The following is a 26,983-nucleotide window of genomic DNA, read 5'->3' on the forward strand; positions in this document are numbered from 1 at the left end:
TTGTCACGTTAAGTTACCTAGGCCGAGAAAGGTAGCGGCTCGAATTTTCAAGCGATGCAGGCAGCAATTTTCGATGCATCGAACGCTTCCAGGCGGTAGCGAATTGTTTGTGCGGCGCGGCGGCGGGCGGAAACAGAAAAGCGATGTGGGTAGCGCAGTGCATAGAAACGAACCGTTGCAATGCTCCTGGCGATTGGCGACCCTGCAGGGTTCGTTCTCGGTTGGAAACGGCAGATGGCTGTTCTCGGCCCGATTGTTGAAGCTCTTGTGCGACCAATTGTTAAGGCCGGCAGCCACGTCCGCCTTTGCCGCGCTCGTAGGAGCGCAGACAGCGCTTCATCAAAGACACGAGTAGCCGCTTGGCCTACCTTTTTTCACGCCGCTTTTGTAAAATTTCTTCGAGAACGACGCCATCCTGATCGACTGCGCGTCCAATTCAAAACGTAGGCAACGGCAAGCCGGTTAGCGTGACAACACCTCTTGACGGGCTCGAAGGCCACTAGGCGCTGCAGGAGGCATACGCCGCCGCTCGGAAGACGTTGATCGCCAGCGGATATCCTTGAGATAGGAACGCATAACCTTACTGATTGTGCAGGATTCAAGACAGCCGGAGCGCCCGGAATAGCCGTTATGTGCGTGAGGCACCTACGCCCCTGTCAACTTTCAATAGAAAGCCTAATACACCCAGACAGTCGTTGACCGGGCGAGATCGTCTCGACGCCGCGGCCATTTCGCTCTGGTTCCGGTAAGCCAAGCGCTCCGGCGACCATGGAAACGGGTTCAAGACAAAGATAGCGGTCCATACGGTGGGCAGCGAGATTGCTAAAAACAGGATCGGCCTCGAGCAACAGTGAAAAACTGTCAAAACCGATGCGCGCATATGACCAGTCGGTGAAGTGCAAGGTGTATCCCGTCGTAGCAGGAATGGTAGGTTTCGAGCGGGGCACCGCTTGCTGGCCGGTTGGCACGTTCTGTACATCGAGGGGATATTGCAGTTTGGCATCGGTGCTGGCGTCGCAGCCCAATTCTGCCGAAAAATAGGGATGCCAGCCAAGCGAAACCGGCACAGGCCGGTTTTCCAGATTGGTTATCGACAATTCCACCGTCAAACGGTTGCTTTCAAGCAAAAAAGATTGTTCAGCGCGGAAAGAAAATGGCCACTCAGCATCCGCCTTATAGTCAAGCACCAGCGTGCACTGATCGGCCGCCAGGCTGGAAATATCCCACGATCGTCGGTGAGCAGGTCCATGCATGGCATCAGGCGAAAGGGCGGGATGTGGAAGAAGGTCGTGGCGGATATCCGCGTGAACGAATGAGCTGCCATATAACCTGTTGTGGTAAGGAATGAGCGGATAGGCACCTGCCCTCGGCCAGTTGAACGGGTCAAAAGACTCCCCCGCTGTCGGCACCAGGATATCGCCGTGATCCTCGTAGTGCAGATGCGTCATCCTTCCACCCCAGGAAGGGTGGAGGCGGGCCGAAAGCTGCCTGAAGGCAATCGTAACCGTTTCAGGCAAAAGCATATGAGCCATCAGGCCGTTTCGGCACGCGTCGCTGCCAGTGAACATAGCCATCTTCCTGCATGGCCTTTTCATCCATCTCGACTCCCCAACCCGGTCGGTCCGGCCTCAGTTCCAGGTATCCATCCTTTGGCAAATAAGGGTCGACAACATAGCGCGTTTCATCCTCGCGTTTTTCGAGGTCGGTGCCGCCATAAACATAGCACTGCCCTTTCGGCAGCCTGTATTCAAGAATACGGAAATTCTGTTGGGCGGCGGAGAAATGCACGTTGACGGCGGTGGCGAGCGGCCCCATCGGGTTGTGCGGTGCGATGCTGACGAAATGCGCCTCTGCAAGCGTGGCGATGCGGCGCATTTCCGAAATACCACCGACAACGCAGATGTCGGGTTGAATGATATCGGCGCCCCGGACTTGCAGAAGACGCAGGAAGTCATTGCGGTTGTAAAGACTTTCACCCGTTGCCAGCGTGCAGTTCAGCCCCTGCTTCAGGTCTCCCCACATCTCGATATTTTCCGGACGCAACGGCTCTTCGAAAAATAGCGGATCGTAAGGGGCAAGCGCATTACCCAGTTGACGAGCGGCAGCAGGCTCGAAAATCTTGGCATGCGCGTCGAAGGCAATATCGTAGTCGGGCCGCACGGTTTCGCGAAGCGAGCGGAAATATTCGGCTGAACTGCGCACCACCTCACCCCAGCGATGGGCGTGAATATCGACGCGCCATGGGCTTAGCTTGAAGGCTGTGAACCCCCAGTCTTCGTTGAGACGATCGAATTCTTCCCTTGCCGCCGGCGCATCCGGTGCCGTGTAGACGCCGGCGTAAACCTTGATACGATCACGCACTTCACCGCCCAAAAGCTTGTAGACAGGCACCCCCGCCGCCTTGGCGGCAAGGTCCCAGAGGCAATGGTCAAGGGCTGAGATTGCCGAAAGACCAAGTGCTCCGGGCGGAAAGCGGTTTTGTTGGAGGAGAAGATTGTAGAGATACTCGACCCGAGTCGGATCCTGCCCGGCAAGGAAGCCGTAGAGGTAATCCAGAACCGGGGGCAATGCGAGATCGGGGCCGTGATTGTAGCATTCGCCCCAGCCGGTCAAACCGTCATCGGTATCGAGAGCGACGATAACGCGGGGGCGGTCCTTGTCGCGGGTAACGAATACCCGCATGCGATCGATTTTCATGCTTTGGTCTTCCTCTTGAATTGCGAGAAGCAACAGCCGCGCTGTTATCTGGCAGCAGCTCCGTTCTTGATCTCGGGCGGCTCGACGTAGCGGAACCTTCTCGTGCGGTCGCGGTCGCGCGGATCCGGGCGCGGAATGGCCGACAGAAGTGCCTGCGTATAAGGGTGATCCGGCGCGTTGCAGACTTTTTCGGCGTCTCCCACCTCAACAAGCTTGCCGCGATACATCACTCCGACGCGGTCGCACATGTATCTGATGACGCCGATGTCATGGCTGATGAAGATGTAAGCCAGGCCAAGTTCGTCCTGCAGCCGCATGAGCAGGTCCAGCACCTGGAAACGCACCGAAACATCGAGCGCCGATGTCGCCTCATCCGCAACGATGATGCGCGGCCGGAGCGTGATGGCGCGGGCGATACCGATGCGTTGGCGCTGGCCGCCGGAAAAGGCGTGTGGGTAACGCTCACGTCCGGCCGGGTCCAGACCCACCTGCTCCATCAGGGCGCAGACGCGCTCATCCAGTTCCTTGCCTTTCGCAATGCCGTTGACCAGCAGCGGCTCGCCGATGACCTGTGCCACCGTCATGCGCGGATTGAGCGAACCGAACGGATCCTGAAAAACCATGCGCAACTCACGCCGCGCCGCTTTCAGCTCCGCACCTTCGATTTTGGCAAGATCGACCACCGTGCCATCCGCCCGGCGATAGCGCATCTCGCCCCCGGTCGGATCGTAGAGGCGCATGATCGAGCGGCCCATGGTGGTCTTGCCGGAGCCGCTTTCGCCGACGATGCCGAGCGTTTCGCCCGGAAGCAGCTTGATCGACACGCCATCCAGCGCCTTCATCTCACCGAAGTGCATCGAGAGGTCGTTTACTTCCAGGATAGGCGCCGCGGCAAGATCGAGCGGCGGGCGGGCCAGCCGGATTTCCGCCTTCTGCTCCAACTTCAGAACCGAGCCGATCAGCATACGCGTATAGGGGTCTTGCGGATTGTGGAATATTTCATCGACAGTGCCATATTCCTTGGCGACGCCGTGATGCATGACCAGCACGTCATCGGCAATCTGCGCCACCACGCCCATGTCGTGGGTGATGAACAGCACCGCCATGCCATGCGCCTTTTGCAGCCGCGATATCAGGTCGAGGATTTCGGCCTGCGTCGTGACGTCCAGCGCGGTTGTCGGTTCGTCGGCGATCAACAGTTGCGGTTTGCAGGCCAGCGCCATGGCGATCATGGCGCGCTGGCGCATGCCGCCGGAATATTGGAAGGCATAACGATCCAGCGCCTTTTCGGGGTTGGGAATTTCCACCTGTCGCAGCAGCTCGATGGCTTCCGCCCGGGCCTGCGCCTTGCTCATCTTCAAGTGCAGCCGCAGAACTTCGGTGATCTGATCACCGACGGTATGCACCGGCGACAGCGACGACATCGGCTCTTGAAAAATCATCGCGATGTCTGCGCCGCGCACCGAGCGGATGGCCCGGCTGCGCGGATCGAGCTTTGCGAGATCCAGCGACGTGCCGTCGGCACGGTTGAGGATGATCGACCCGGAAGCGATGTAACCGGGGCTGTCGATGATCTGCAGGATCGAGCGGGCGGTGACGGATTTGCCGGAACCGCTTTCGCCCACAACGCAGAGCGTCTTGCCGGGATCGATGGAAAAAGACAGATCGTTTACCGCGCGGAAAATGCCGTTTCGCACGGGAAATTCGGTGACCAGATTGCGGACGTCAAGCAGCGGTCGGTCTGGCTTCATGGAGAGAATATCGCTCATCCGGGGCCTCACTTGTTATAGGGGTCGGCTGCGTCACGCAGACCGTCACCGAGCAGATTGAGCGCCATGACGGCAACGACAACAGCTACGCCGGGCAGGAACAGCCACGGCGCGGTTGCGATCGAGCGAATATTCTGCGCCTCGCGAAGCAGCACGCCCCAGGAAATGGTCGGCGGCTGGAGGCCAAGACCGAGGAAGGACAGCGAGGTTTCCGCAAGGATCATCGCCGGAACGGCAAGCGTGACCGAGGCGATGATGTGGCTCGAAAAACTCGGCAGCATATGGCGGAAAATGATGCGCCCTTCCGGCACGCCATCCAGCCGGGCCGCCGCCACGAACTCTTCCGTCCTCAGTGACAGGAACCTGCCGCGCACGACGCGGGCAAGCTGCGCCCAGCCGGTCAAGGACAGGATGATGGTGATCATCATATATTGCAGCGTTGCCGGCCAACCCTGCGGCAGGGCAGCCGCAAGCGCCAGCCAGATGGGAATGGTCGGCAGCGACAAAACGAAGTCGATGACGCGCTGCATGACAAAATCGATGCGGCCGCCGTAATAACCGGAGATACCGCCCAGAACGACACCGAGAAGCAGCGAGAAAAACACGCCGACGAGACCGATGGACAGCGAAATTTGCGAGCCCTGTACTACCCGGCTGAAAACATCACGGCCAAGGCGATCCGCGCCGAAAAGGAAGAGCGGTCGGGTCTTGTCGGTCGAGGCCAGCAGATGGATATCCGTGGTGAACAGGCCGAGCACCGAATATTCGTAGCCGCGACCGAATAGCTGGATCGGGATTTTCTTGGCCGTATCTTCGACGAATACCGCCGCCAGCGTTTCAGGATCACGCGTCAGCTTCAGCGGATAATAATGCAGACCAAGGGAGAGGCCGTCCGTCGTATCGATGAAATGCACACGTTGCGGCGGATGGAAGGTGGCGCGCGCATTCTGCAGAACCGGATCGTTGATGGCGAAGAAACCTGGCAAAAGCGCGACGATATACATGGCGATGGTGACGAACAGGGCGGCCATGGCCAGCCTGTGGCGCTTGAACGCCCACCAGATCAGTTGCCATTGCGAGGCGACGGCAGCGCGGTCCGGCCGGGTATTGGTGGTGATGGCGATATCGCTCATGGCGCCCTCCTATTCGAGACGGATGCGCGGATCGACCAGCGCAAGAAGGATGTCGCTGATGAGTGATCCGATCAACGTCAATCCGCAGATCAAAAGCACAAAGGCGCCGGCGAGATACATGTCCTGCGCCATCAGCGACTGCAAAAGCAGCGGCGCTGCCGTCGGCAGATTGAGCACGATAGCAACCACAACCGAGCCTGAAATGAGATTGGGCAACAGCCATGCAATCGTGGAAATGAATGGGTTGAGCGCAATTCTCAAAGGATATTTCGTCAGCAGCCGGAACTCGGACAATCCCTTTGCGCGCGCGGTGGTCACGTAGGGTTTGGGTAATTCGTCCAGCATGTTTGCGCGCATGACGCGGATGAGGCTTGCCGTGGAGGACACCGCGAGGATCGCAACTGGTAGCCAGATGTGGGCCATCAGATCCATCATCTTGGCGATGCTCCACGAAGCAGTCTCGTACTCCGCCGAAAACAGCCCTCCGACATCGGCCCCAAATTCCACCGCCGCGACATACATCAGCACCAGCGCCAGAAGGAATGACGGTATGGAAAGGCCGAAAAAGGAGAAGGCGGTAAAAAGATAATCGCCGATTGAATATTTGCGCACGGCGGAGAAGACGCCGATCGGAAGTGCGATGGCCCAGGTTGCGAGAAGGCTTGCTATGGCCAGAACCAGCGTCAGCGCCATGCGCTCCCAGATGAGGCCGGAAACAGGCTGCTGCCATTCGAACGAGATGCCAAAATCGCCGCGACTGATGATGCCCCATATCCATTTGAGATATTGCACGATCATCGGGTCATCGAGCCCGAAGCGCTCTCGCAGTTGCGCCGCCGTATTGTGGTCTATGACTTCGTTGGACGCAGCAAGCGTGGCGATGTAAGTCGTCACGTAGTCACCGGGTGGCAGCTGGATCAGTACAAAGGCAAGAAAACTGACGGCGAACAGGGACGGTATCATCCACAGCAGGCGTTTTACGATAAATAGCAGCATGACGTTCTCGCAATCACGTTTTACCACACGCGCCGCCTTCCACTACGAGACGGCTTGCGGGTGGTCGAAGCAACCTGAGAGGCGCCGCCGCGTTGATGAAGCGACGCCCATGTGGCGGTGTCAGCTTGTGAAGGTGAACTGTTGCGGCAACGCCGGGCCGGGGTTGGGCCATGACCAGCTGTCGGGTTCTTTCTCCGGCACGTTGCGAAGGTTGTTGCGGATAATACCAAAACCACCAACGGCAAGGCAAAGACCGATCGTCTCGAACTCTTCCGCCGCGATATCGAAGATTTCCTTCATCTTCTCGCCGCGCTTGACAAGGTCGGCCGTCGAACGCGCTTCATCGAACAGTTTGAAGCGCTTCTTCTGGCTTTCCGGCGGCTCTTCCCCCTTCTGCCCGTTGGATGTGTACCAAAGCGCCCACGGAATGGCGTAGCGCGACCCCTGCGGGTGGAACGCGAAGAAGTCACGCGGGTCGAGCATCGGATCGAGACCGCCCGGACCCGGCCAGACCGCCGCATCATGGGCGTTATCATCGCCGCGTGTGTAGTACAGCGCGCGTTCGATGGTGTTGACCTTGATATCGACGCCGATTTGCGCCCACTGCGCCTTCACCAGTTCGAGCGCATCGACCAGATCGGGATAGAGTGTCGGGATCACATCGATCGAGAAGAAAATCGGCTGGCCATCAGGCCGGAGCCGCATGCCGTTACCGTTCTTCTTGTCGTAACCCGCCTTGTCGAGAAGATCGTTCGCCTTGGCGACATCGTATTCGGTGTTCTGACGCGCCAGCTTTTCGTGATACCAGGGATGTGTCGGGCGCGGCCCGGCCTGATAGCCCTCGCTCTGGCCGAAATAGACGATGTCGATGATTTCCTGGCGGTTGAGCGCGATGGACAGCGCCTGACGGAACGACTTGTCGCCGAACATCTTGCGCATCTCAGGGTCTTTGTGGGTGATGTTGAGGTAGATCTGGCACTGCTGCGCAGCCGATGGCACCAGCGTCAACAGACGGTAATCGCCCTTTTTCATGTTCTGCGACAGCGTCGGCTTGTTGGCGAGAACGCTGATATGGCGTTCCTGAATGTCGATCTTGCCGGAGATGACGTTCAGCATCAGCGATTCGACATCCTGCGAAATGCCGAAATTGACTTCGTTGATATAGGGAAGCTGGTTGCCTTCCGTATCGACCTGCCAGAAGTAAGGATTGCGTGTCATGACCACACGGGTCGCGCCGCCGGAATAGGGTTCCTTGACCACCCACGGGTCGAGCGTCGGCTTGTCGACATTCGACCAGCGCGACGGAATTTCGATGTCGCCGCACTTGGCGCGGAACAGTTCCGTCCAGCTGGACACGCCAGCCGCCTTGACGTCGGCATCGAGCGCCGTGTTGTATTTCGGCAGGAACTTGCTGCAATAATGCTTGGCAAACAGCGTCGGATGCTGGCCGAGCGGCGTGGCGAGGTTTTCCAGATAGAGCGCGTTTGGCGCTGCGAATTTGAACCTGACCGTGAAATCATCGACTTTCTCGACATCGACCGCCTTACCGGCGACGGAGAGCTGCGCCGGGGTAGCGCTGTAAAGCTCCTTGTTCTTGATGCAGTCCTCGATGGCGAACACCACGTCATCTGCGGTAAAGGGATGTCCATCAGACCATTTAGCGCCCTGCAACAGATGGAAGGTGAACTGCGAGGCGTCGTCATTGACCTCCCATTTCTCGGCAAGGTTGGGCAGAACTTCGGTGAAATCCATGTTCCAGCGCACTAGCCCCTGGTTGCCGACCATGCGCAGGATGCCGTTATGGTCCGACGAACCGCGCAGGCCGCGGCGCAATGTGCCGCCATAGGTGCCGATCTTTTCATGCGGCGTCACCACCATCGGATTTTTTGGCAGACGTTCCGCCAATGGCGGCAGTTTGCCGTCTTTTACCAGGGCAGCCAGTTCCGGCGCTTCCTTGCCGGCAGCAGCCAGGGCCGAGCTCCCGATGACGGACACGGCGGCGACGCCGCCAAGCCCAGCCATAAAGGTTCGGCGCGTCACGCCCAGTGAAAATTTATCGCCATCGCGCATCGACTATCCTCCCAAAAAATCACCGGCAGCGAGACAGCTTTCACCGAACCGCAACAGCCTCCCGGCCAGCCAGCACACCGATCCTCCACCGGCAGGGCAGACCATATGGGCGTTTTCAGATGATTACAAGTATTGACAGATTTTTACATATTTTTTATTCGTAGACCGGTTTTTGCGGTCAGGTTTGAGGAAAGAACCGGCACGACAGTAACCACGTTCATGAAAACCCCGGTATTTCTGTTGCGATTGAAATGCAGGAAACCCATTAACTTCAGCGATTTGCAACGGAAGGGCTGCTGATGGACAATCAAACCGCATCCGCCGCCGCTCGCGGCGAGACTCGCTTGAGCGACATCATCTACGAAAAGATCATCGGAATGATTTCTGATGGGCGGTTTCCCGTGAACGAGCGGTTGCCGTCGGAGCAAAATCTGGCTTCCCTGTTCGGGGCTTCCCGGCCTGTGGTGCGCGAAGCGCTGGAGCGGCTGCGCAACGACGGGCTTATCGTTTCGCAGAAAGGTTCCGGCTCCTATGTGCGCCAGCAACCGGATTCATCCGTGTTGCAGCAGGTTCCTGTCGGCTCGCTTGCCGATGTGCAGCGTTTCTTCGAGTTCCGGTCCGGCCTTGAGTCTGCAGCCGCCGAACTTGCAGCACGCAGTTGGCAGGCGGCCGACAAAGCCCGCATCGAACAGGCCATTACCGCGCTGGAACAGTGTCTTGCGCGCAACGATCTTGGTGCGGAGGAGGACTTTGCCCTGCACGAAGCCATTGCGAAAGCGAGCCATAACCAGTTCCACATCACCGTGCGGATCTGGTTCAAGCCGCATTTCGCGATCGGCCAGTCGGTGACACGCAGCCTCAGCCTCAAGCGCACGCCGCAACATGTGCGCGAGGTACAGAACGAACATACGGCAATCGTGGAAGCGATTTTTGCGCGCCAGGAACAGGCCGCGCATGACGCAATGAAAGATCACATCCTAAAGGCCCGTGCCCGCATGTTTCAGGGCGTCGGCAGCTAGAACCGTTTTTCCACATTTCAAAAGGCGAGCCATACAGGGCAAGGGAAAATAATCAGTGATCCAGCCACGCATCATAGAGCCGAAACTCCGCTCTCTCATCGACACGCCGTTGAAGGTCGGCGAATCACCGGCATGGGATGAGCGTACCGGGAATCTGTGGTTCGTCGACATTCTCGCCCCCGCCATTTTCTGCCTGCATCCGGGCGGCAAACTCGACAGATACGAAATGCCCGCCCAGGTGGGATGCCTCGGTCTTTGCGACAATGGCCTTGTTGTGGCGGGCCTCAAGACGGGCGTGCACCTTCTAGACCCCGCAAACGGCGCGCTCAAACTGCTGTGCGATCCGGACGAAGGACGAGCAGACAGCCGTCTCAACGACGGCAAGGTCGGCCCCGATGGCCATTTCTGGGTGGGAACCCGCGACGAGGCTGCCGTGCAGACAGGAAATGCCCGCCTCTATCGTATCGCGCCGGATGGCGGCGTCGAGCTTGTCATCAATGGCGATATGTTCACATCGAACGGGCTTGCCTGGAGTCTGGACGGAACGCGCATGTATCATTCCGATAGCAGCGGTCTGATGTATCAGGCGTTCGATTTCGATGTCGCGACGGGCAGGCTCGGTCCAGCCGAACGCCTGCACGATTTCGCACCCGACGAAGGCAGGCCTGATGGCGCGGCGACCGATTGCGAAGGCTGTTACTGGAGCGCCGGCGTTCAGGCCGGGCGTCTCAACCGCTTTTCGCCGGAGGGCGAACTGTTTGAGATATACAGGTTGCCGTTCAAAGGGCCGACCATGCCATGTTTCGGCGGCCCGGACCTCAAAACGATCTATCTCACGAGTCTTGTGACCGAGACGAACGGAACAACCACCCCAGGTACGCTTGTTGCGTTTGATGTGCCTGTCGCGGGCGTAGCCGTTCACAAATTTTCTATCTGAAGATGCCCTTCGATTTTTAAGGAAACCAGTTGATGACGACATTCGATTTCCGCCAGGCTCTGCACGGTATTTCCGGCGTCCCCGTAACGGCTTACGAGACAGACGGGGAAGTCGATATAGCTGTCACCATCGAAGCCTATGCCCGTGTAGCAAAGGCGGGCATCCACAATATCGTTGCTGCGGGCAATACCGGCGAGTTTTACGCGTTGACGCCCGCTGAAATTTTCAAGGTCTACGAAGCCGCGATTGAAGGGGTGAACGGGCAAGCCCCCGTTACTGCAGCGATTGGACGCTCGCAGCGGGAGGCCCTGTCAATGGCGCGTCGGGCCAGGGAGATGGGCGCGTCTGCGGTCATGTCCCACCAGCCGGTTGACCCGTTCGCAGCGCCGCAATCACAGATCGACTATTTTATCGGCCTGGCTGAAGGCAGCGAATTGCCTCTCGTAGCCTATGTCCGCGCCGACGGGTTCTCGGTCAACGACATGGTCAGACTATCGAGCCATCCGAATGTCTCAGGCATAAAGTTCGCGACGACCGATATTATGCTTCTGTCGCGTGCGATCGCCGCTTCCGATCCTGACGGCTCACTTTACGTGTGTGGACTGGCAGAAAGCTGGGCTCCCGCCTTCTGCGCCGTCGGAGCCCGCGGTTTCACATCCGGTCTCGTCAATGTCGCACCGCAATTTTCCCTGCAAGTTCATGATGCACTGACGGCCGGCGATTTCTCGGCCGCACGTAAGATCGTTGAAAAGATCGAGTTGTTCGAACGGCTGCGGACACGATACCGGAACGGCGCCAATGTGACTGTGGTAAAGGAAGCGATGCAGATACAGGGGCTTGCGGTTGGCCCAGTTCGAGCACCAGGACTCGCCCGTCTGGACGACGAGGATCGTGCAACACTTGAAGTGCTGCTTACCAGCTGGCAATGACAGAAGCCTCATTCCCAACTATGGAGACACACTACGATGCCGATGATGGCACCCAACCCATCTGTGGAATTATGCGCCTAACCGGCTCGGTTGCGATGAACAAACAATGCCTTGCGTCACGCCCAGATAACCATTGTGGTTATCTGGACCAGGGGTTGATCACTTTCACGCCGGCAGCCTCGAAAGGGCTTGTATCGCGAGTTGAGATCGTGAGGCCATTTGCTACGGCTGTGGCTGCAATGTAGCCATCGGCCGTGCCGATCGCTTTCCCAGACGCTCGAGCGCGTGCCATCAGTTCAGAGTAGAACTGAGAAGTAGCCAGATCGAAGGACAGGATGCGGCCGGAAAAGTGTGGCAGCACCTCGCCCTCGATACGGTCGCGGAGGATAGTTTGCCGTCTGCCTGAAGGCATAGCAGCAATTTCGAAGCGAAGTTCCGCAATCGTTATTGCGGAGATGAACAGCGTTTCGACAGCTTGGGCGTCCAACCAGGCAATCACCGCCTCGTCCGGAACCGGTTTCCAAGGTTCGGATATGACGTTGGTGTCAAGCAGGATCATTCGAAGGTCATCGGCTTAGCAGGTGTCTTGTCGCGACTTTTCTGAAGAGCTTCAACGTCGCTGTTGGAAAGCTCTGCGTCGCGACCAATGGCCGCTAGCAAGGACCCGAGCTGAATACGTTCCGGAGGACGAACAGCCGCTTCAATAATGTCACGAATCTCGGCCTCCGTGCTCCGGCCATGATGAGCCGCTCGCACCCTCAGAGCGCGATGTGTTTCTTCAGAAAGGTTACGAATGGTGACTGCCGGCATTGATATCATCCTTGGAAAAATGATCTCTTTGATATCAAAATACCAATAATGATGCTAAAATTCAAAAGTATTGAGTTTCAGCAGGATTTGACCCGTTTTTCCATTTCGCGGCCGACAATCCGTCGAGAATACCGCAACCACGAGCTATCGTCTTCTCGGGAAGATCTATGCACGCCTTGCGAGAATGATTGTCGAGCGGGCGGGGTTTTCAGCGAGACATGAGCATGACCCGAAATTTTCCATACTGGCCATTTCCAAATGGCCAATTTCCAAGAAAACAGTGCTTCCCCCGGTGAGGCTGGCTATCGCGCATGCTGTCCGTGTGATCGAGATTGGACGTGTCTGATGTTGCCCTAGGGGTCTTCCGCGTCCATATAGTTCTAATGACGCATGATTCGAAAATATTCGTAGGTCTTCGATCCGCTCGCAAACGCTCGCCATCGCCCAGCCAAGCCACAGGCCCAAAATGCCAATGGGACGGGTGTGAAAAGAGCGGTACTCACCGTGCGCCGGTGGGATCGGGTGCAGAAGGTCTTTTTCTCTTATTCTGCCTTGAGCATGTGACTGACTACAACAAGGGTTATAGTTTTACGACACCACCCTCCAATGCCGACGTCGCCCGTTACCAAAAAGAAGCGACGACGGGTGCGCGCCCGACCTGGGGAAAGAGGGTGAGCGCGGCGACTGAAACTCCGTTACCGTCTTCAGTTCGTTCAGGCTCGGCAAAAACGCTAAATGCTCGCAAAGCCGATCGGCAAGGGCAAACCCGGATCGGCGCCCAACAGAGAAAGCTCAAGGTACTGGAAGCCAAAGCTTTCGAAACACTCGGCCTTTCTTCCCAGGCGACATCCCAAGAAATCAAGAGCCGCTATAAGGAGAGGCTCAAAATGCACCATCCCGACGCCAATGACGGAGACCGCAATTCTGAGGATGCACTTCGAAGCTCAATCGAAGCGTATCGAATCCTTAAATTGAACGGTTTTTGCTAAAGCCTGCTTGAAAAGGGGCCTAAGATCTCTGCCTTCAAGGGACCCGAGCCACTGACCCGCTCCAACGCATAGATGAGATGATCACTCGGACCTCAATCCAAGCCAAAATTTCTTAAATGCATTCAAGGAGCGTCTCCGTCATTCGCCCAGCAGCTACGTGCAGACACGTGCTCCGTTGCACGACATCGCTCTGGGTAGTGGGTCGTCGGCATGGTTTGTGTTTGTCGCTATTCGACCGCAAAAGCGAAGACACCGAGATAGGCTATTGGACAAACTCTGCCTTGAGGAGAATGGCCGTCATCACCACTTAAATGGCCGAAAGACACAGGGATACCGATCTCCATGTTGTCACTACGCAACCGTGCGACACTCTGATTGCCCATATTCAGTCCCGCAGAACGGTGAGGCTCCATCAGTTTTGGTGGAGCGCGCGTTGATGCTCCCCGCAAGGGCGCCCAGCCTGTCGGTGGTCGGGACTTCGGCTTTTGTCTCGGCACGCCGGGTGCTTGAGGGCCAACTCTCGGTCCCCGATCATTTATCCAGAAAGATGGCTTTCTTTCATCCTTAGCGTTACAACGACGCCGCCCTCTACCCAGTTATAGTCGATTGATCCACCGAGTTGTCCAGAGACTGTCCTGTGCAACATCTTACTGCCGTAACCGTCTGACGATCTGGGCGACTGGGCAGGGTCGCCTCCGTGTTCGCTCCAGACGATCTCGACCTCGTCTTCGATTACAGAACCGGATATGTCGAGCAATCCCGCATTATTCGACAAGGCACCATATTTGAGCGAATTCGTTGCCAACTCGTGTATCACGAGTGCCAGGCTGGTTGCGGCCTTTTCTCCTAATCCCATCCGCGGCACAGCAACGCGGATGCGACCTGCAAAAGCTCCGACGTCGTCGTAAGGGGCAAGCAGCACAGCAAAGAGGTCACCGAGCAATGCCGATCTCCCCTGGCCATCGGGGAGCGGGCGCACCAGTTCGTGGGCCCTGCCGAGGGCCGTCAGTCGCTCAGTCAACTGCTTTGCCATTTCCTCTTTTGTCTCGGTCGTCCGCGAGGTGATATTTGTTAATCCAGAGGCCAGAGCCAGAATATTCTTGACGCGATGGCTCATCTCGCCGGCAAGGAGTTCATGCCCTTCCTCCGCCTGCTTGCGGCCCGTGACGTCAAGAAAGATGCCTGTCATTTTTTCGGTTGCAGCGTCTCCCTCGTTGCCCTGGCCCCGAGCGGAAATCCAACGAACGTCGGAGGCGTTCGTGAGAATGCGGAAATCAATTTCAAACGGGCCGTCGATGGCGCGGGTTGCGACGAACGCCGCCCTGACGCGGTCTCGGTCAGCGGGATGCACCTTGGCGGAAAGATGCTCGAAAGTGAGGTCTACCTCGCCGCAAATGTCCCAGAGTTCGTAAGCCTTGGCATCCATCACAAACGTGTCGTCATCAACGATCCAGGCCCAGAGCGCGACCCCGGCCGACTGGATAGCACGCCTGAGCTCGGCTGTACTCCATTCAGGTTGTGATGTGCCTTTGCTCAATTTCAAATTTCTCCCACCCCATACAAAAGCTGGTATCGTTCTAGAACTAGCTGGCCAGCGAAGCGTTATCAATGTTCTACGTAGGATGTGCTTTATTGGGATGGAAGTGGAATGGCATTAATTTCGGACCGGTATCGGGACATATTTGTTGGCGATGGAGAGATGGCGCAGATGATGCGGCGCCATGATTGGGCGGATAGTACACTTGGTTGTCCGGACGAGTGGCCCGAAGCGCTGAAGGTCGCAATTCGGCTGTTGCTCACCTCAAAATTTGAAATGTGGCTTGGCTGGGGTCCAGACATCGCCTTTTTCTATAACGACGCCTATAGGCCGACCTTGGGAAATAAGCACCCCAACGCGCTTGCTGTGCCGACAAAGATATTATGGTCTGAAATCTGGAATGATATCAAAGGGCGCTTGGAAATCGTTTATTCAAGCGGAGAGGCAACCTGGGACCGTGCGCTGCTCTTGCTTCTCGAACGCGACGGGTATCCGGAAGAAACGTATCATACCTTCTCCTACAGTCCGCTGATCGGAGACAGTGGCAAGGTCGAGGGCGTCTTCTGCGCGGTCACGGAAGAAACCGAGCGGGTCATCAGTGAACGCCGCCTGGCAACTATGCGGACCCTGGCGTCTGGCCTTGCCGTGGCCGACACCGAGGTCGAAGTCTTCAACGCTTCACGCAAAGCGCTTAACGACAACCCTCAGGATCTTCCCTTCTGCGCACTTTACGTTTTTGACGAGAACGGCAATGCGATGCGCCGGTGGGTTTGCGGCACAGCTGAAGACGACACTTTATTGCCGGTAACAATAAACCGTGGTGTGGGTATCTGGAACCTTGAACGCGCCTGGCAAGAACAGGCCATGGATCTGATAAAGTTGTCGGCCACAGACGTCATCCCGTCGGGGCCTTGGCAAAGAGCGCCATCTCAGGCTGCGGTCATTCCTTTGGTCGGACAAGCCAGCGACCAACCCAAGGGGGTAATGATCACCGGGCTCAATCCGCATCGGGCGGTCAGCGACGATTATCTGGATTTCCTTAAATTGATTGCCGGCCAGATCACCTCGCGCTTGGCGAGCGCCGAAGCGTTCGAAACAGAACGTCGACGGGCAGCGGCACTTGCAGAGGCTGCTGAGATCCGGGAAAAAGCAGCGTTGGCACTCGAGCAGCTCAATCGTCAACTCTCCTCAGAAGTGGAACTTCGGACCGCGGAGCGAGATCGGATGCGCGCCCTGTTCCAGCAAGCCCCAAGTTTCATGTGCATCCTCAGCGGGCCTGAACACACGTTCGAGCTGGTCAACGATGCCTATAATCAACTTGTCGGGCATCGCGAGCTCCTTGGCCTCAGCGTCAGAGAGGCGCTGCCTGAGATTGCTGGGCAAGGCTTCTTCGAATTGCTCGACGGTGTTTTTCGATCGGGCACGCCGTACATAGGTCGTTATGTGCCTGTTTTCCTGGAACGGGATGGCAAGGAGCAGCCGGATCAGCGCTTCGTACATTTGATCTACCAGCCAATTTTTGATCTTAACGGATCAGTGACGGGGATCTTCGTTGACGGCTTCGATGTCACGGACCAGAAGCGTGCTGAGGATCAGCTTCAGAGCCTTAACCACACCCTTGAGGAAAAAGTAGAGCAGCGCACTATTGAACTGAGAACTGCGCTTCTGAAGCTAGAGAAAGAAACTGTCGAGCGCGAAACCGCACAGATCGCGTTGAGGCAGGCGCAAAAGATGGAAGCGCTGGGTAACCTCACAGGCGGCGTGGCGCATGACTTCAACAATCTTCTCCAGGTCGTGAGCGGCAACCTGCAGCTTCTCTCCAAAGATATCGACGGCAACAGGCGGGCAGAACAACGCCTGAATAATGCTCTGGCCGGCGTTGCCCGCGGCGCAAAGCTCGCATCGCAGCTTTTGGCCTTCGGTCGCCGTCAGCCGCTCGAGCCCAAAGTCGTCAATGTTCGAAAACTCATCCAGAATATGGACGATATGCTGCGCCGGGCACTGGACGAAGAGATAGAACTCGAAACCGTTGTCTCCGGCGGGTTATGGAATACGCTGATCGATCCGAGTCAGCTGGAGAACGCCATCCTTAACCTGGCAATCAATTCGAGGGACGCGATGGAAGGCCGCGGACGATTGACAATCGAGACCGGAAATGCGGTTCTCGACGACAATTACGCCCGTTCACACGACGATGTCCGTCCCGGACAATATGTACTCGTTGCAGTGACCGATACGGGGTCAGGAATATCGCCGGATATCATCGAGCATGTCTTGGAACCGTTCTTCAGCACGAAAACGGACGGGAAGGGAAGCGGCCTCGGTTTGTCGATGGTTTACGGCTTTCTTAAGCAGTCCGGCGGCCACCTCAAAATCTACAGCGAGGTCGGGCATGGGACGACCATGAAACTCTATATGCCGCGCACGGTGCAGGTCGAAGACAGCCTGAGTGATCCAGAGGCCATTGCGGTGACGGGTGGCACTGAAACTGTTCTCGTGGTGGAAGACGATGACGGCGTTAGGGAAACATCGGTGGCGCTGCTAACGGACCTTGGTTACCGCGTCCTCCAAGCGAGAGACGCACAGTCCGCATTCGCCGTCGTCAGCAGTGGCGTTCAGATCGACCTGCTGTTCACGGACGTCGTGATGCCGGGCCCGATGCGCAGCACAGATCTTGCGAGGAAGGCCAAGGCTCAGTTCCCTGGCATGGCCGTGTTATTTACCTCAGGCTACACCGAAAATTCGATCGTCCACGGCGGCCGGTTGGACGCTGGTGTCGAGTTGCTATCCAAACCCTACACGCGTGAGGCACTGGCCCGCAAAGTCCGCCACGTCCTGAACAACGCGCAGCAACACAGGATTGCCTTGCAACGGATGGAGCGCCAGGAGCCCGCGCCTGCACCCGAGCAGGAGCCGCTTGATAGCCGCCCAACGGTGTCTGCAAAACCGCATGTCCTTATCGTTGAGGATGAGCCGCTTATCCTGATGTCGACGGTCGACATGGTAGAGGAGCTTGGTCACACGGTGCACGAGGCTAACTCAGCGGAAGATGCCCTCAGCGTCCTTGAGACCAACAGGATCGACATGTTGCTGACAGATGTCGGTCTGCCCGGCATGTCCGGGATCGAACTTGCAAGGCACGTAAGGGAACGCTGGCCAAACGTGCGGATCGTTTTCGCAAGCGGTGACGACAACGCCAAGACAGCCTCGGGCATTTCCGATGCGCAGCAATTATCCAAGCCTTTCAGTATCGATGGGCTGCGACAGGTGTTGGGTAAGGCCGATCGGACCTTGTGACCGCAATTTGGCTGGCATGGCTCGCGCACGGGTATAACCACGTTTGCCATCGCGCTGTTTGGCGATGGCAGCCTGCCACTTGCGCAAGGTTGAGTATCCAGTCCCACCTGCGCTGTTGACCGCCGGGTCATCACGATTGTGGGACTGGATCTGTGGAGATACCTCGATGCCCCTGGGCGAGCGAGGCCACGGCACTCTTCGCCGGTTAATGCGCCTTTCGGTTCTTATCCAAAGTCGACGCCCGCGCGGCGTAAGGCATAGCTCGACCGACAAGAACCGCGCGGCAAAGAACACCACCAGCTCGATCCGGATCAGCCGTACGCCGCGGGGCACGAGATCACTAGAGGCTGACGCCCTCCAGTTTCGCGATCAGCATGTTGCGATCCTCAACCGATTTCAATCGCACCGTTAGAGCTTCGCTCTTAACCGGTACCTGGGGCGGCAGAGAGACGGCAATGCCGGGAATATTTTCGGCAGCCCACCGCCTGAAACGAGGCAACTTGTTGGGGCCGCTGATAGGAAGGGTGTGAATATATCTGAAAGTCATGACTGCTTCTTTCCGAATGCGGGCAATGCCATGGCACAGGCGGCCAGATTTGCTCCGCAGTTTTCGTGTCGGGTTGCGAGAAACCTGACGCCAATGTCGCGGTCGCAACTATTGGCGCCAGGCAATCAGCGTCCGGCACTAACCCTTCGGATCGGAAAGACATAACGCATGGTGAGCGCGAAACCCGTTAGCTCCATCGTCGGCATGTCAGACACCAGAACCTTGCCGCTCGTTCAACCCCAGGATCAGGCGGCCAGAGTGACGGCGGGCATGCCAGCACCCCGGCTCTGCATCGAGTTTCCGTACAAAATCGGCAAGCGCGATATCACCCAGCCTGTCCGCCGCCGCTTGTGGAGAAAACCATCGTCTTTTTCGGTGCGCTTTTTCGCGCCAGTGGGTCAAAGTGCCACGCACGTTCATACCGAATATCGTGACACAGCAGACAAGCTGAGGCCCATCGTTGAGGGTCTCGATGTATCTGTGCGTCATTACCGGAGCCGGGGACATGTCGCCAATAATTCCTGCCACCTTGAACGCATGTCGCGAGGCCATGACGAGGGGCGGACATGCTTTCACGAGCGGGCCATTGGGCACGATCCAGCGCTCGCGCTCACGGTCCGTGACAAGCAGCACCTTGCGATGGCCGTCGCGCCCGATCCGCCAGGGAAGTACTCCGACCTGCTGCAACTGACCTCTGTCATCAGGTGACGAGACGATCCGGCTTGCTGTCGTAGCGCGTGTCATTGTCCTGCGGTCTCCGCAAGCCAGCGAAAGGGCAGCCGGAACTCGTTGCGCTTGCAACTATGAGGCTTGCGTGCGGCTCTCAGTGGAACGGAGGTTTCACACCAAGGGCACCGGGCCGCGGCACCCGGCAGTTGGCGGTTGCAGGCAGGGCAGACTGGAAGGGGGCGAGGGTGGGACACTAAAACGCTCCATGGCTACGTCGCGCGAGCGACGCATAACGAACCGCACTTTCAATTGCGTGGTTCCCGGAGCGGCTGGGTCTATGGCGGCGTTAAAGGTTCAGTGCTGCCAGCTCCGGGTTAGGGAACGTGCCTGATCAATAAGCCTGAAAAATACGGATTTCATGGTCGTTTTCATGATGCTTATCTGGGCAAGGATCGCGTTGACTGCAAGGTGACCTTTTGCCGCACGATAGGAATGATGTCGGACCATCCGCGCCAAATCGTACGTGAACGAACCTCGTGACATTCACTCAGCGGCAACAAGCTCTGCGACACTTTATAGCCTTACTGTCAGACCCAGAGCTTTTCGCTTGAACGCGCGGACGACGATCGAGACATTGATGGAGGTTTTGCAGACATAGCTGTTATCGAACAACAGACCTGACCGGTCGTTGCACAGCACTGACGATTCGAGCGCCTGCTCAGCTAGGTTGCGCCCCCACTCGTTGTGGAAGAACGTGCTTCCATCGGTAAAGCCAAGCCCGGTGCTCTGGTATGTCGGTCGAGCTTGCAGCGATCTTAAGGCGGCAAGATAAGTGGCATCATCCTCCGACCTGCGTCCAGCGACCATTGCTTTTCCCAGAGATTTCCGATCGATGCTGGGACGCCTCCAGATAATGAATCGGTTCTCAACCAGATCAATGTACTCATCGAGACCAGCAACGGGGATCGAGTGGGCGGCGACAGGTTGATAGAACATGAATGGATCGCTCTCTTCGGCGGCCGCATTCCCCCGGAAACACATAACCGCTTCGAGCGATACCACTATCTCCGGCCAGGCTTTAAGGACGGAGGACATCACCTGAGGGGCGACTCCAGCCTTCCGCCAGAGTGCATGTATTAAAGCCAGAGCAATCCACCGTGGCTCGCCTGTCGTCTCGTTAGCCGCGTTAGCAATCGGTGCAAGGCAGGCCTCGTCCTCACATAGGATAGCGGCGACATCAGCCAGAGTAGCATGATCAAGTCCAAAATTGGGCTTGGCAAGCAGGGCAGGAAACAAGATGGTAACCTCTGAAAAACGCCTTGTTCTCAACAAAGAGAACAAAGACCAGTGGAGCGACTGAATTGGCGAACGACCCGATCGCACGCGTGCGATCGGGTGACGCTCCTGCTTTGAGGCGCAGCGGCTCCGGTCTGGCTTGAGGTCCAATAATCATCACCGATGCGTTCCTCCAGGACAGCATGAGTCGAGCTGGGCCGCCGCTCGTGATCGCCTAGATGACCCCCAAAGCGTCCATAGCTTCCGCGACCCGAACAAATCCGGCGATGTTTGCACCAAGGACGTAATCGCCCGGCGCGCCATATTCATCGGCTGTTTCCGCGCAGACATCATGGATCGCACTCATGATGTCTGCGAGGCGCGCCTCCGTTTGCTCAAACGTCCAGCTGTCACGGGAAGCGTTCTGTTGCATTTCCAAAGCAGACGTGGCGACCCCTCCTGCATTAGCGGCCTTGCCAGGCGCGAACATGACGCCTGCCGCCTGAAACAACCTTACAGCCTCGGGAGTCGACGGCATATTTGCACCTTCTCCCACCGCGATGACGTTGTTTCTGACGAGCGTCTTTGCGTCTTTACCAGTCAGTTCGTTCTGCGTTGCACAGGGCATAGCCACGTCACAGGGGACATCCCAGATTGATCCTCCCTCGACAAAGCAAGCGTCCGACCCCTTGAGCTTCACGTATTCCGAGATGCGTCCTCGGCGGACCTCCTTGATCTCCTTGACCAGGGCGAAATCAATCCCGCTTTCATCGACGACATAACCGTTTGAATCGGAGCAAGCGACAATCTTCCCGCCGAACTCGCTTACTTTTTCCATTGTATAAATTGCAACGTTGCCCGAACCAGAAACCGATACACGCTTTTCTGAAAAGTCCATTCCTTTGGAGGCTAGCATCCTGCGCACAAAGTAGCTCGCCCCATAACCTGTCGCTTCTTTGCGAGCGCGCGAACCGCCATAGAACAGGGCTTTCCCGGTCAGGACACCCGCCTCAAATCGATTGGTGAGCCTCTTGTACTGGCCAAACATATAGCCAATCTCACGACCGCCGACACCGATGTCGCCAGCGGGAACATCGGTGTATTCGCCAATATGTCTATGAAGCTCAGTCATGAACGACTGACAAAAGCGCATAATTTCGCCATCAGATCGTCCGCGCGGATTGAAGTCGGATCCGCCCTTCCCTCCACCGATGGGCATACCGGTCAAGGCGTTCTTGAACGTCTGTTCGAATCCGAGGAACTTGATGATACCGACGTTGACCGAGGGATGAAACCGAATGCCGCCCTTATAGGGACCCAAAGCAGAGTTGAACTGCACGCGGAATCCGCGATTGATTTGGACCTGACCGTTGTCATCCACCCAAGGCACACGAAAGATGATCTGCCTCTCCGGTTCACAAATCCGCTCGATAAGGGCGGTTTCCGCATAACGCGGATGTTTAGCAATGACTCTTCCAAGGCTCTCCAGGACTTCGCGCACGGCCTGGTGGAACTCGAACTCTCCTGCGTTTCGGCGCAAGACTTCGTTGAGAATGGGTTCGAGTTTTTCGTCGACGTGAACCATCAAATACTCCGTTTTTTTAATAGCTTAAGGAAGATCGGCATGGGCAAGGCAGCCTGATCACTGCCGGCGAGGGTGACTGCCTTGGCTCGTCAGACATCGGGGTTCTTTGACCTCACTCGCTCGGACATCATCGCCTGGAAGTTCGACAGCAGGATTATGCATCCGCCGATGACGACCCAGGCGTCTACGCCTTCTCCGTAAGCGTAGAACCCGACGACCGCAGCCATGGGTACACGCAAAAAGTCGATAGGCATGATGACAGATGCATCGAGGCGCTTAAGCGCCTGTGCCTGGCAGTAATGCGCACTCAAGGCACCAACGCCGGCAACCATCATCCACGGAATATCGGACAGGCTAACGTCCCTCCAGTCCGTCAACGCGGCCAGCAGTCCCAGCGGCAGTTGAATGAGGATCATCCAGACCACGATGATTGCTGGTGAGCATTCTTTCGTGAGCTGCTTGACGAGAATTAAGGAAAGCCCATAGCCGGCGGCCGCCAGCAGCACTAAACCAGCAGCCGGATCAATGACGCCGAATCCTGGACGCACTATCACCAGAACACCGATGAAACCGCCAAGGGTTGCGAGAAGCCGAGGCCCGGTTAGCTGCTCCTTGAGAAAAAGCCAGGCGAAAAATGCGACCCAGATCGGCATCGTAAATTCGAGTGCAAAGACCGAGGCCAGTGGGAGAGAGACCACGCCAATGGTCCAGAAATACTGGGCGGTGAAGTGAACGACGTTTCGGGCGAGATGCCTTGGAAACAGTTTCTTCTGAAGGATCTGCGGCAGGAGTGACCGTCCCACCAGCAAAATTACGCCGAGACCGACGAGAGCCCGGAAAAACAGCACCTGTCTGATCGACAAGGTCGATGCGAGCTCGCGAGACCCGACAGCCATGCTTATGAAGGACGCCATGCTCAGCGCCATCCAGCCAAGTCCCTGCGCAAAACCTGCCCGCCCCCGCATTCCAGTAAAATGTGTGTCTTTTTCCATGATTGCTCCGGACAGCTTGTGCTGCCGCAATAGAGGAAGCCTTGGTCCACTTTTGTTGGCCAAACATCTGAAGCACCATACGAAACAGATGTTGTTGGTGCGTTCAAAGGGCGGAGGAACGTGCGCAAGCAAGCGCAGACATCCGGTCCTGCAGACCTTTCTTGCGTCGATATCATCGCGTTCAGAGGTGGCTGAAGGCTTCCGCGGCTGCTCGTCTTTCACCGGCACGGCCGACCCGGACGACAGTCAATTGATGTCTGTGTCCATCGCGAGAATTCCACTCGCCGCGCTGCCCGGGCTTAAGGCCCAAGAGCGCCACGCCAACAGGCGTCAATACAGACAAGCGGCCCGCGTCTGCCAGCACTTCATTCGGGAGAACAAGGGTAACCTGGCGTTGCTGCCCCTCTACATCATACGAGACAGTTGATCCTAGGCAGACCGTGTCGAGCGAGACCTGTTCGTCTGCCAAGACCCAGGAGTTTTCCAGCTTCTCACTCAAGTCGGGGCCGACGTCGAAATCATTGGTCAGGGCCACGAGCGTCAGGCGGCTAAGTGTGTGAAAGTCTGTTGCCCCGATTATGGGCATGGTTTGGCTGAGTGAAGACATGTTTATTGTGACCTGCGCAACAACCCCATCGCTAGAGGAAGGGCGTTGACTTGTTTGAAGAGAGACTTGCCGCAGATGGTAAGGCGAACGTGTTGACGTAGCCACTCTGGATCCGGCAGGCGACAGTGGCCGGACCCGGTTACGATCCTGCGATGGGGCAGACCCTGAAAGCGCTCACTGCGCGTCTTTTGCTCTCGTTCAACATCAACCTAGCATTTATGGAAGGTGCCATGAAGTCAAGGGCACTTGCCGAGATCAAAAGCGCCGGGCAGCGTCTCACGGAGCGCTTCTTGACTTCCCCCTCAGGCATGCCATGATTAGGGCACCATGTTGAAAATTGGCAATTCACATAAATTTCGCCTCTGCCGAGAGTATCCCGTCGAAGGATACTAGCCCGGGACGTAGACTGCTGTCGCGCGTCTGAACCCGGGCTTTGATCCTGCGGGATTGCGCGACCTCACCCTCCACAAGCAGTCTTTTTAAAACGCAGCTATTCGGCCGCGGTACGAGGCATATGAAATGAACACCACTGATTACACAAAGCCGTCCATCATCGTCCGGCAGACTGACCACGCTCGTCTGACCGCTCTTGCACTGGCGGCACCGGGGCGCGACCTCGACGATGCCGAGAAGTTGCTTATCGAACTTGAGCGTGCTGATGTCGTAGAGGATGACCAGTTCCCCGCAGACGCAGTGGCGGTCGGATCGACGGTATCCTACCTGACGGAAGGCGGAGCCAGAAGGACGGTAACTCTTTGTTACCCCGGCCTCGCCGACATCGAACGCTCAATGGTCAGCGTGCTGACCCCGATTGGAGCTGCTCTTCTTGGTCTTTCTCCCGGACAGCAGATCGAGTGGAAGGGCCGTGACGGGCATTCACACAAGTTGACCGTCCTTGAGGTGATGGCCGACTTAACGGTCAACGCCTCTTAAGACCCTCATTCCGGATGATACGAGAACCCGTTTACAAATTGACGGCGACCGTCCGCATCCACCGATTGACGAGGTCACAATTCAAACGTCGCGAGTAATCGCGACTATTGCGATCCCAATCGATGCCAGAGAGCTTCATCTTCCACTCCCTTGGTTGGCCATCTGTCCCTGGATGACCCGGCAAGCTTCGATCCATGCATACCGCCTTGCGTTTCAACGTGAATGAACATCACCTGAATATCTGAATGAGCTACTAGAAGCGCAATCGTTTCGGCACCCATCACCTCTTTCTCGAAGTTGTTCGAGGAGCAGGTGGCGGCTCAGATGGTTATGCTTGACTGATGTCACACATCCTGCAACGCCATTGCCACGCCGAAAAACGAGGCGGATAAATGCCATGGACGATCCAGCGCCTAAAGTTCGCCCTTCCGGTGTTGAGATGGGCTGACCCCAAATGCTTTTTTGAAGCTCTGGGTGAAGGCACTTTGGGTTGCAAATCCCCACGCCTGAGAAATCTCCTTTACGGACCGATCCTTATTCCGATCGATCTCGTCGCGAGCTTTTTGAAGGCGCAGAGCAAGCTGATACTCACTTATTGTTTGTCCCACGCAGTTCAAAAAGGAATATTGCAAAGAACGAACACTGACCCCGCTCAGGCCCGCCAAGAGTTCAGGAGAGCTTCTAGCCGCTGGGTGCGCATGGATATAATCAATCGCTCGACGGACTTGTCGTGGAGCAATGACGGGCACAGGCGCCTCAAGTTTTTGCGTGTAGTTGTTCGGATAGTTTAGAAGAAAACTGTCAACGATCAGATTACCCATACTCGGAGACTGCTTATTCAATGACCTGGCAATTCCTTGTAACGGTGAACCGTTCAGCATTTGAACAAGAGCCGGAAGCCCTTCGAGTTTGCCATGATCCAGAGCGCGTTTGCTAAATTCGATCGGCTGAACCACAGGCCGATCGAGCAATATCGACATGCGTCTTGATAATAGAGCGTCTGAGATAACGACTGTTGAATGTTCGCTACCATCAAGGACATCCACGCTATCGGCGTGCCGGTAGCCAATGACCTGATTAGCCGCAATCGATAGCCTTTCACCCCGGAAGTCATATTCGGTCGCTCCCTTGCTCGCGAAATTAAACAGAACAGCGTCGAACATCGCAATGGGAGTAACGCGATACGAACCTATGGTCGCCGACCATTCGAAGAATACTTCATCGATTACGGCCAGTTGACCGGTGACCCCGTAGTTGTCGTGTGAGCCCAGTGGCATGACAGCGACGGGAGCATACGCCTCACTCAGATACTCTTCGACTTCCCCAATATCTCTCGACGAGATCTTGAGCTTTTTGTACAGCCCGTCCGACATTTCCCGCACATCCCAACACAGGTTGACGTGATAAAAAGCGCATTAGGTACCAACTCAAATCACCTGAAATGGCATCATATGTCCCTATAATAACCAACGGTGCGGCATCATTTAGATCTGGGAATCAACCGAGGGTATTGCTCCATTTCGGTCGTAATCAGTCATGCTTGCAATCAGCCTCTGCGTTGCGGAAGACGTTCTCAATGTCTAGTGAACGGTTCAGAGGACATTTGTCCGGCACGCTGGCAATAGTCGCAAAAAAATTGCACCTCAGAAACACACCTGCACTTTACAGGTGGCTCATCGGCTTCACGCGCCTTTTGAGAGTGAGAGTTTTCGACTATTCTTAATTATAAACATTGGCGCCTTACCGGTCGCGGCTCTAAACCTCTAAAAAAGGTTCACGTCGAATGGCTTAGCCAAGGATTATGGCCTAAACGTCCGCGACATAAAGTGGTTTGGATACGGATTTGATACAGAGATGTCTGGATGAGCAATCAATTATTTCGGCCTCCAAGCTTTTAGCGGCGATGGAAAACCCGAAAAGGCTCGCAATACTGCGGATTCTCGTTGACGCCGAAATTCCGGTTGGTGAGCTGGCACACCGGGTTGGCCTCAGCCAATCAGCCTTGTCGCAACACCTCGCCAAGCTGCGCAATGCAAACGTCGTACAAACCCGCCGTGAAGCGCAGGTGATCTACTATTTCAGCCATTCCGATGCCGTGCGGCGTATTTTAGCTACTTTGGAAGCGATTTTCCGCGAGCAGCCGCCTGTGTCTCCGGCTGCTGCGCCAAGCGGGCGATAAATTCGCCCCGGCG

Annotated in this window: 23 protein-coding genes and 1 pseudogene; 7 read left to right on the top strand and 17 right to left on the bottom strand. The window is 56.7% G+C overall.

The annotated features are described in order from the left end of the window. Positions 1-47: 47 nt before the first annotated feature. The 7 genes and pseudogenes from GH784_RS27795 to GH784_RS16970 all read right to left on the bottom strand — a co-directional run. Positions 48-430, bottom strand: a pseudogene (locus tag GH784_RS27795) (DDE-type integrase/transposase/recombinase); the annotation flags it as partial. A 226-nt stretch (positions 431-656) separates the two neighbouring features. Then, complete coding sequence (locus GH784_RS16945; RefSeq protein ID WP_035200892.1) at positions 657-1,523, bottom strand: aldose 1-epimerase; 867 nt, start codon at positions 1,521-1,523, stop codon at positions 657-659. Then, a complete protein-coding gene (locus GH784_RS16950; protein WP_013637437.1) occupies positions 1,510-2,697 on the bottom strand; it encodes a galactarate dehydratase in 1,188 nt (395 codons plus the stop codon). Before GH784_RS16950 ends, GH784_RS16945 begins: the two co-directional genes overlap by 14 nt. Before the next feature lie 44 nt (positions 2,698-2,741). Next, on the bottom strand, positions 2,742-4,466 hold the full coding sequence (locus tag GH784_RS16955; RefSeq protein ID WP_019565751.1) for an ABC transporter ATP-binding protein: 1,725 nt from the start codon (positions 4,464-4,466) through the stop codon (positions 2,742-2,744). Between the two features lie 8 nt (positions 4,467-4,474). Next, on the bottom strand, positions 4,475-5,599 hold the full coding sequence (locus GH784_RS16960; protein WP_112153467.1) for an ABC transporter permease: 1,125 nt from the start codon (positions 5,597-5,599) through the stop codon (positions 4,475-4,477). A gap of 9 nt (positions 5,600-5,608) precedes the next feature. Next, positions 5,609-6,595, bottom strand: coding sequence for an ABC transporter permease (locus GH784_RS16965; RefSeq protein WP_003517191.1), 987 nt, complete (start codon positions 6,593-6,595; stop codon positions 5,609-5,611). A 120-nt stretch (positions 6,596-6,715) separates the two neighbouring features. After that, a complete protein-coding gene (locus GH784_RS16970) occupies positions 6,716-8,665 on the bottom strand; it encodes an ABC transporter substrate-binding protein (RefSeq protein WP_013637433.1) in 1,950 nt (649 codons plus the stop codon). Between the two features lie 299 nt (positions 8,666-8,964). On the opposite strand from GH784_RS16970, the gene GH784_RS16975 reads away from it, so the two are divergent. From GH784_RS16975 to GH784_RS16985, 3 genes are read left to right on the top strand one after another with little or no spacing between them, the layout of a single operon-like run. Then, the gene (locus GH784_RS16975; protein ID WP_003517195.1) at positions 8,965-9,684 is read left to right on the top strand and encodes a FadR/GntR family transcriptional regulator; all 720 of its coding nucleotides are present in this window, start codon (positions 8,965-8,967) and stop codon (positions 9,682-9,684) included. A 55-nt stretch (positions 9,685-9,739) separates the two neighbouring features. After that, positions 9,740-10,621, top strand: a complete 882-nt coding sequence (locus GH784_RS16980) for an SMP-30/gluconolactonase/LRE family protein (RefSeq protein WP_025591529.1) — start codon at positions 9,740-9,742, stop codon at positions 10,619-10,621. Positions 10,622-10,653: 32 nt separating this feature from the next. Next, entirely contained in the window at positions 10,654-11,550 is an 897-nt protein-coding gene (locus GH784_RS16985) for a dihydrodipicolinate synthase family protein (RefSeq protein WP_112153468.1), read from the top strand. A 139-nt stretch (positions 11,551-11,689) separates the two neighbouring features. On the opposite strand, the gene GH784_RS16990 is transcribed toward GH784_RS16985, so the two are convergent. Then, positions 11,690-12,109: a type II toxin-antitoxin system VapC family toxin gene (locus GH784_RS16990; RefSeq protein WP_112153469.1), complete on the bottom strand. Its 420-nt coding sequence runs from the start codon at positions 12,107-12,109 to the stop codon at positions 11,690-11,692. Next, positions 12,106-12,360, bottom strand: a complete 255-nt coding sequence (locus tag GH784_RS16995) for a FitA-like ribbon-helix-helix domain-containing protein (RefSeq protein WP_038496682.1) — start codon at positions 12,358-12,360, stop codon at positions 12,106-12,108. Before GH784_RS16995 ends, GH784_RS16990 begins: the two co-directional genes overlap by 4 nt. 383 nt (positions 12,361-12,743) lie before the next feature. On the opposite strand from GH784_RS16995, the gene GH784_RS17000 reads away from it, so the two are divergent. Beyond that, positions 12,744-13,349: a J domain-containing protein gene (locus tag GH784_RS17000; protein ID WP_112153496.1), complete on the top strand. Its 606-nt coding sequence runs from the start codon at positions 12,744-12,746 to the stop codon at positions 13,347-13,349. A 535-nt stretch (positions 13,350-13,884) separates the two neighbouring features. On the opposite strand, the gene GH784_RS17005 is transcribed toward GH784_RS17000, so the two are convergent. Further along, positions 13,885-14,892 (bottom strand): sensor histidine kinase, encoded by a 1,008-nt coding sequence (locus tag GH784_RS17005; protein WP_019565741.1) that lies wholly within the window; start codon positions 14,890-14,892, stop codon positions 13,885-13,887. A gap of 156 nt (positions 14,893-15,048) precedes the next feature. On the opposite strand from GH784_RS17005, the gene GH784_RS17010 reads away from it, so the two are divergent. Then, complete coding sequence (locus tag GH784_RS17010; RefSeq protein WP_153793593.1) at positions 15,049-18,183, top strand: hybrid sensor histidine kinase/response regulator; 3,135 nt, start codon at positions 15,049-15,051, stop codon at positions 18,181-18,183. Positions 18,184-18,523: 340 nt separating this feature from the next. Here the strand turns inward: GH784_RS17010 and GH784_RS17015 are convergent, their stop codons facing one another. The 6 genes from GH784_RS17015 to GH784_RS17040 all read right to left on the bottom strand — a co-directional run bounded on the left by GH784_RS17015 (position 18,524) and on the right by GH784_RS17040 (position 23,858). Further along, positions 18,524-18,730, bottom strand: a complete 207-nt coding sequence (locus GH784_RS17015; RefSeq protein ID WP_003517225.1) for a hypothetical protein — start codon at positions 18,728-18,730, stop codon at positions 18,524-18,526. Positions 18,731-18,937: 207 nt separating this feature from the next. Further along, positions 18,938-19,474, bottom strand: a complete 537-nt coding sequence (locus GH784_RS17020) for an NUDIX hydrolase (RefSeq protein WP_112153470.1) — start codon at positions 19,472-19,474, stop codon at positions 18,938-18,940. A gap of 498 nt (positions 19,475-19,972) precedes the next feature. Then, complete coding sequence (locus GH784_RS17025) at positions 19,973-20,845, bottom strand: hypothetical protein (protein WP_246670467.1); 873 nt, start codon at positions 20,843-20,845, stop codon at positions 19,973-19,975. Positions 20,846-20,909: 64 nt separating this feature from the next. Further along, positions 20,910-22,259, bottom strand: a complete 1,350-nt coding sequence (gene gdhA, locus GH784_RS17030; protein ID WP_112153472.1) for an NADP-specific glutamate dehydrogenase — start codon at positions 22,257-22,259, stop codon at positions 20,910-20,912. An 89-nt stretch (positions 22,260-22,348) separates the two neighbouring features. Next, positions 22,349-23,251, bottom strand: coding sequence for a DMT family transporter (locus GH784_RS17035; protein ID WP_236735657.1), 903 nt, complete (start codon positions 23,249-23,251; stop codon positions 22,349-22,351). 181 nt (positions 23,252-23,432) lie between these two features. After that, positions 23,433-23,858 (bottom strand): GreA/GreB family elongation factor, encoded by a 426-nt coding sequence (locus GH784_RS17040; RefSeq protein WP_065687585.1) that lies wholly within the window; start codon positions 23,856-23,858, stop codon positions 23,433-23,435. A 519-nt stretch (positions 23,859-24,377) separates the two neighbouring features. Here GH784_RS17040 and rnk point away from each other — a divergent pair. Next, the gene (gene rnk, locus GH784_RS17045) at positions 24,378-24,791 is read left to right on the top strand and encodes a nucleoside diphosphate kinase regulator (RefSeq protein WP_003517236.1); all 414 of its coding nucleotides are present in this window, start codon (positions 24,378-24,380) and stop codon (positions 24,789-24,791) included. Between the two features lie 413 nt (positions 24,792-25,204). On the opposite strand, the gene GH784_RS17050 is transcribed toward rnk, so the two are convergent. Further along, positions 25,205-26,164 (bottom strand): AraC family transcriptional regulator, encoded by a 960-nt coding sequence (locus GH784_RS17050; protein WP_013637417.1) that lies wholly within the window; start codon positions 26,162-26,164, stop codon positions 25,205-25,207. A 485-nt stretch (positions 26,165-26,649) separates the two neighbouring features. On the opposite strand from GH784_RS17050, the gene GH784_RS17055 reads away from it, so the two are divergent. After that, entirely contained in the window at positions 26,650-26,970 is a 321-nt protein-coding gene (locus GH784_RS17055; RefSeq protein WP_025591476.1) for an ArsR/SmtB family transcription factor, read from the top strand. Positions 26,971-26,983 lie beyond the last annotated feature (13 nt).

Source organism: Agrobacterium tumefaciens (assembly GCF_009649785.1).
GTDB classification, from domain to species: domain Bacteria; phylum Pseudomonadota; class Alphaproteobacteria; order Rhizobiales; family Rhizobiaceae; genus Agrobacterium; species Agrobacterium tumefaciens.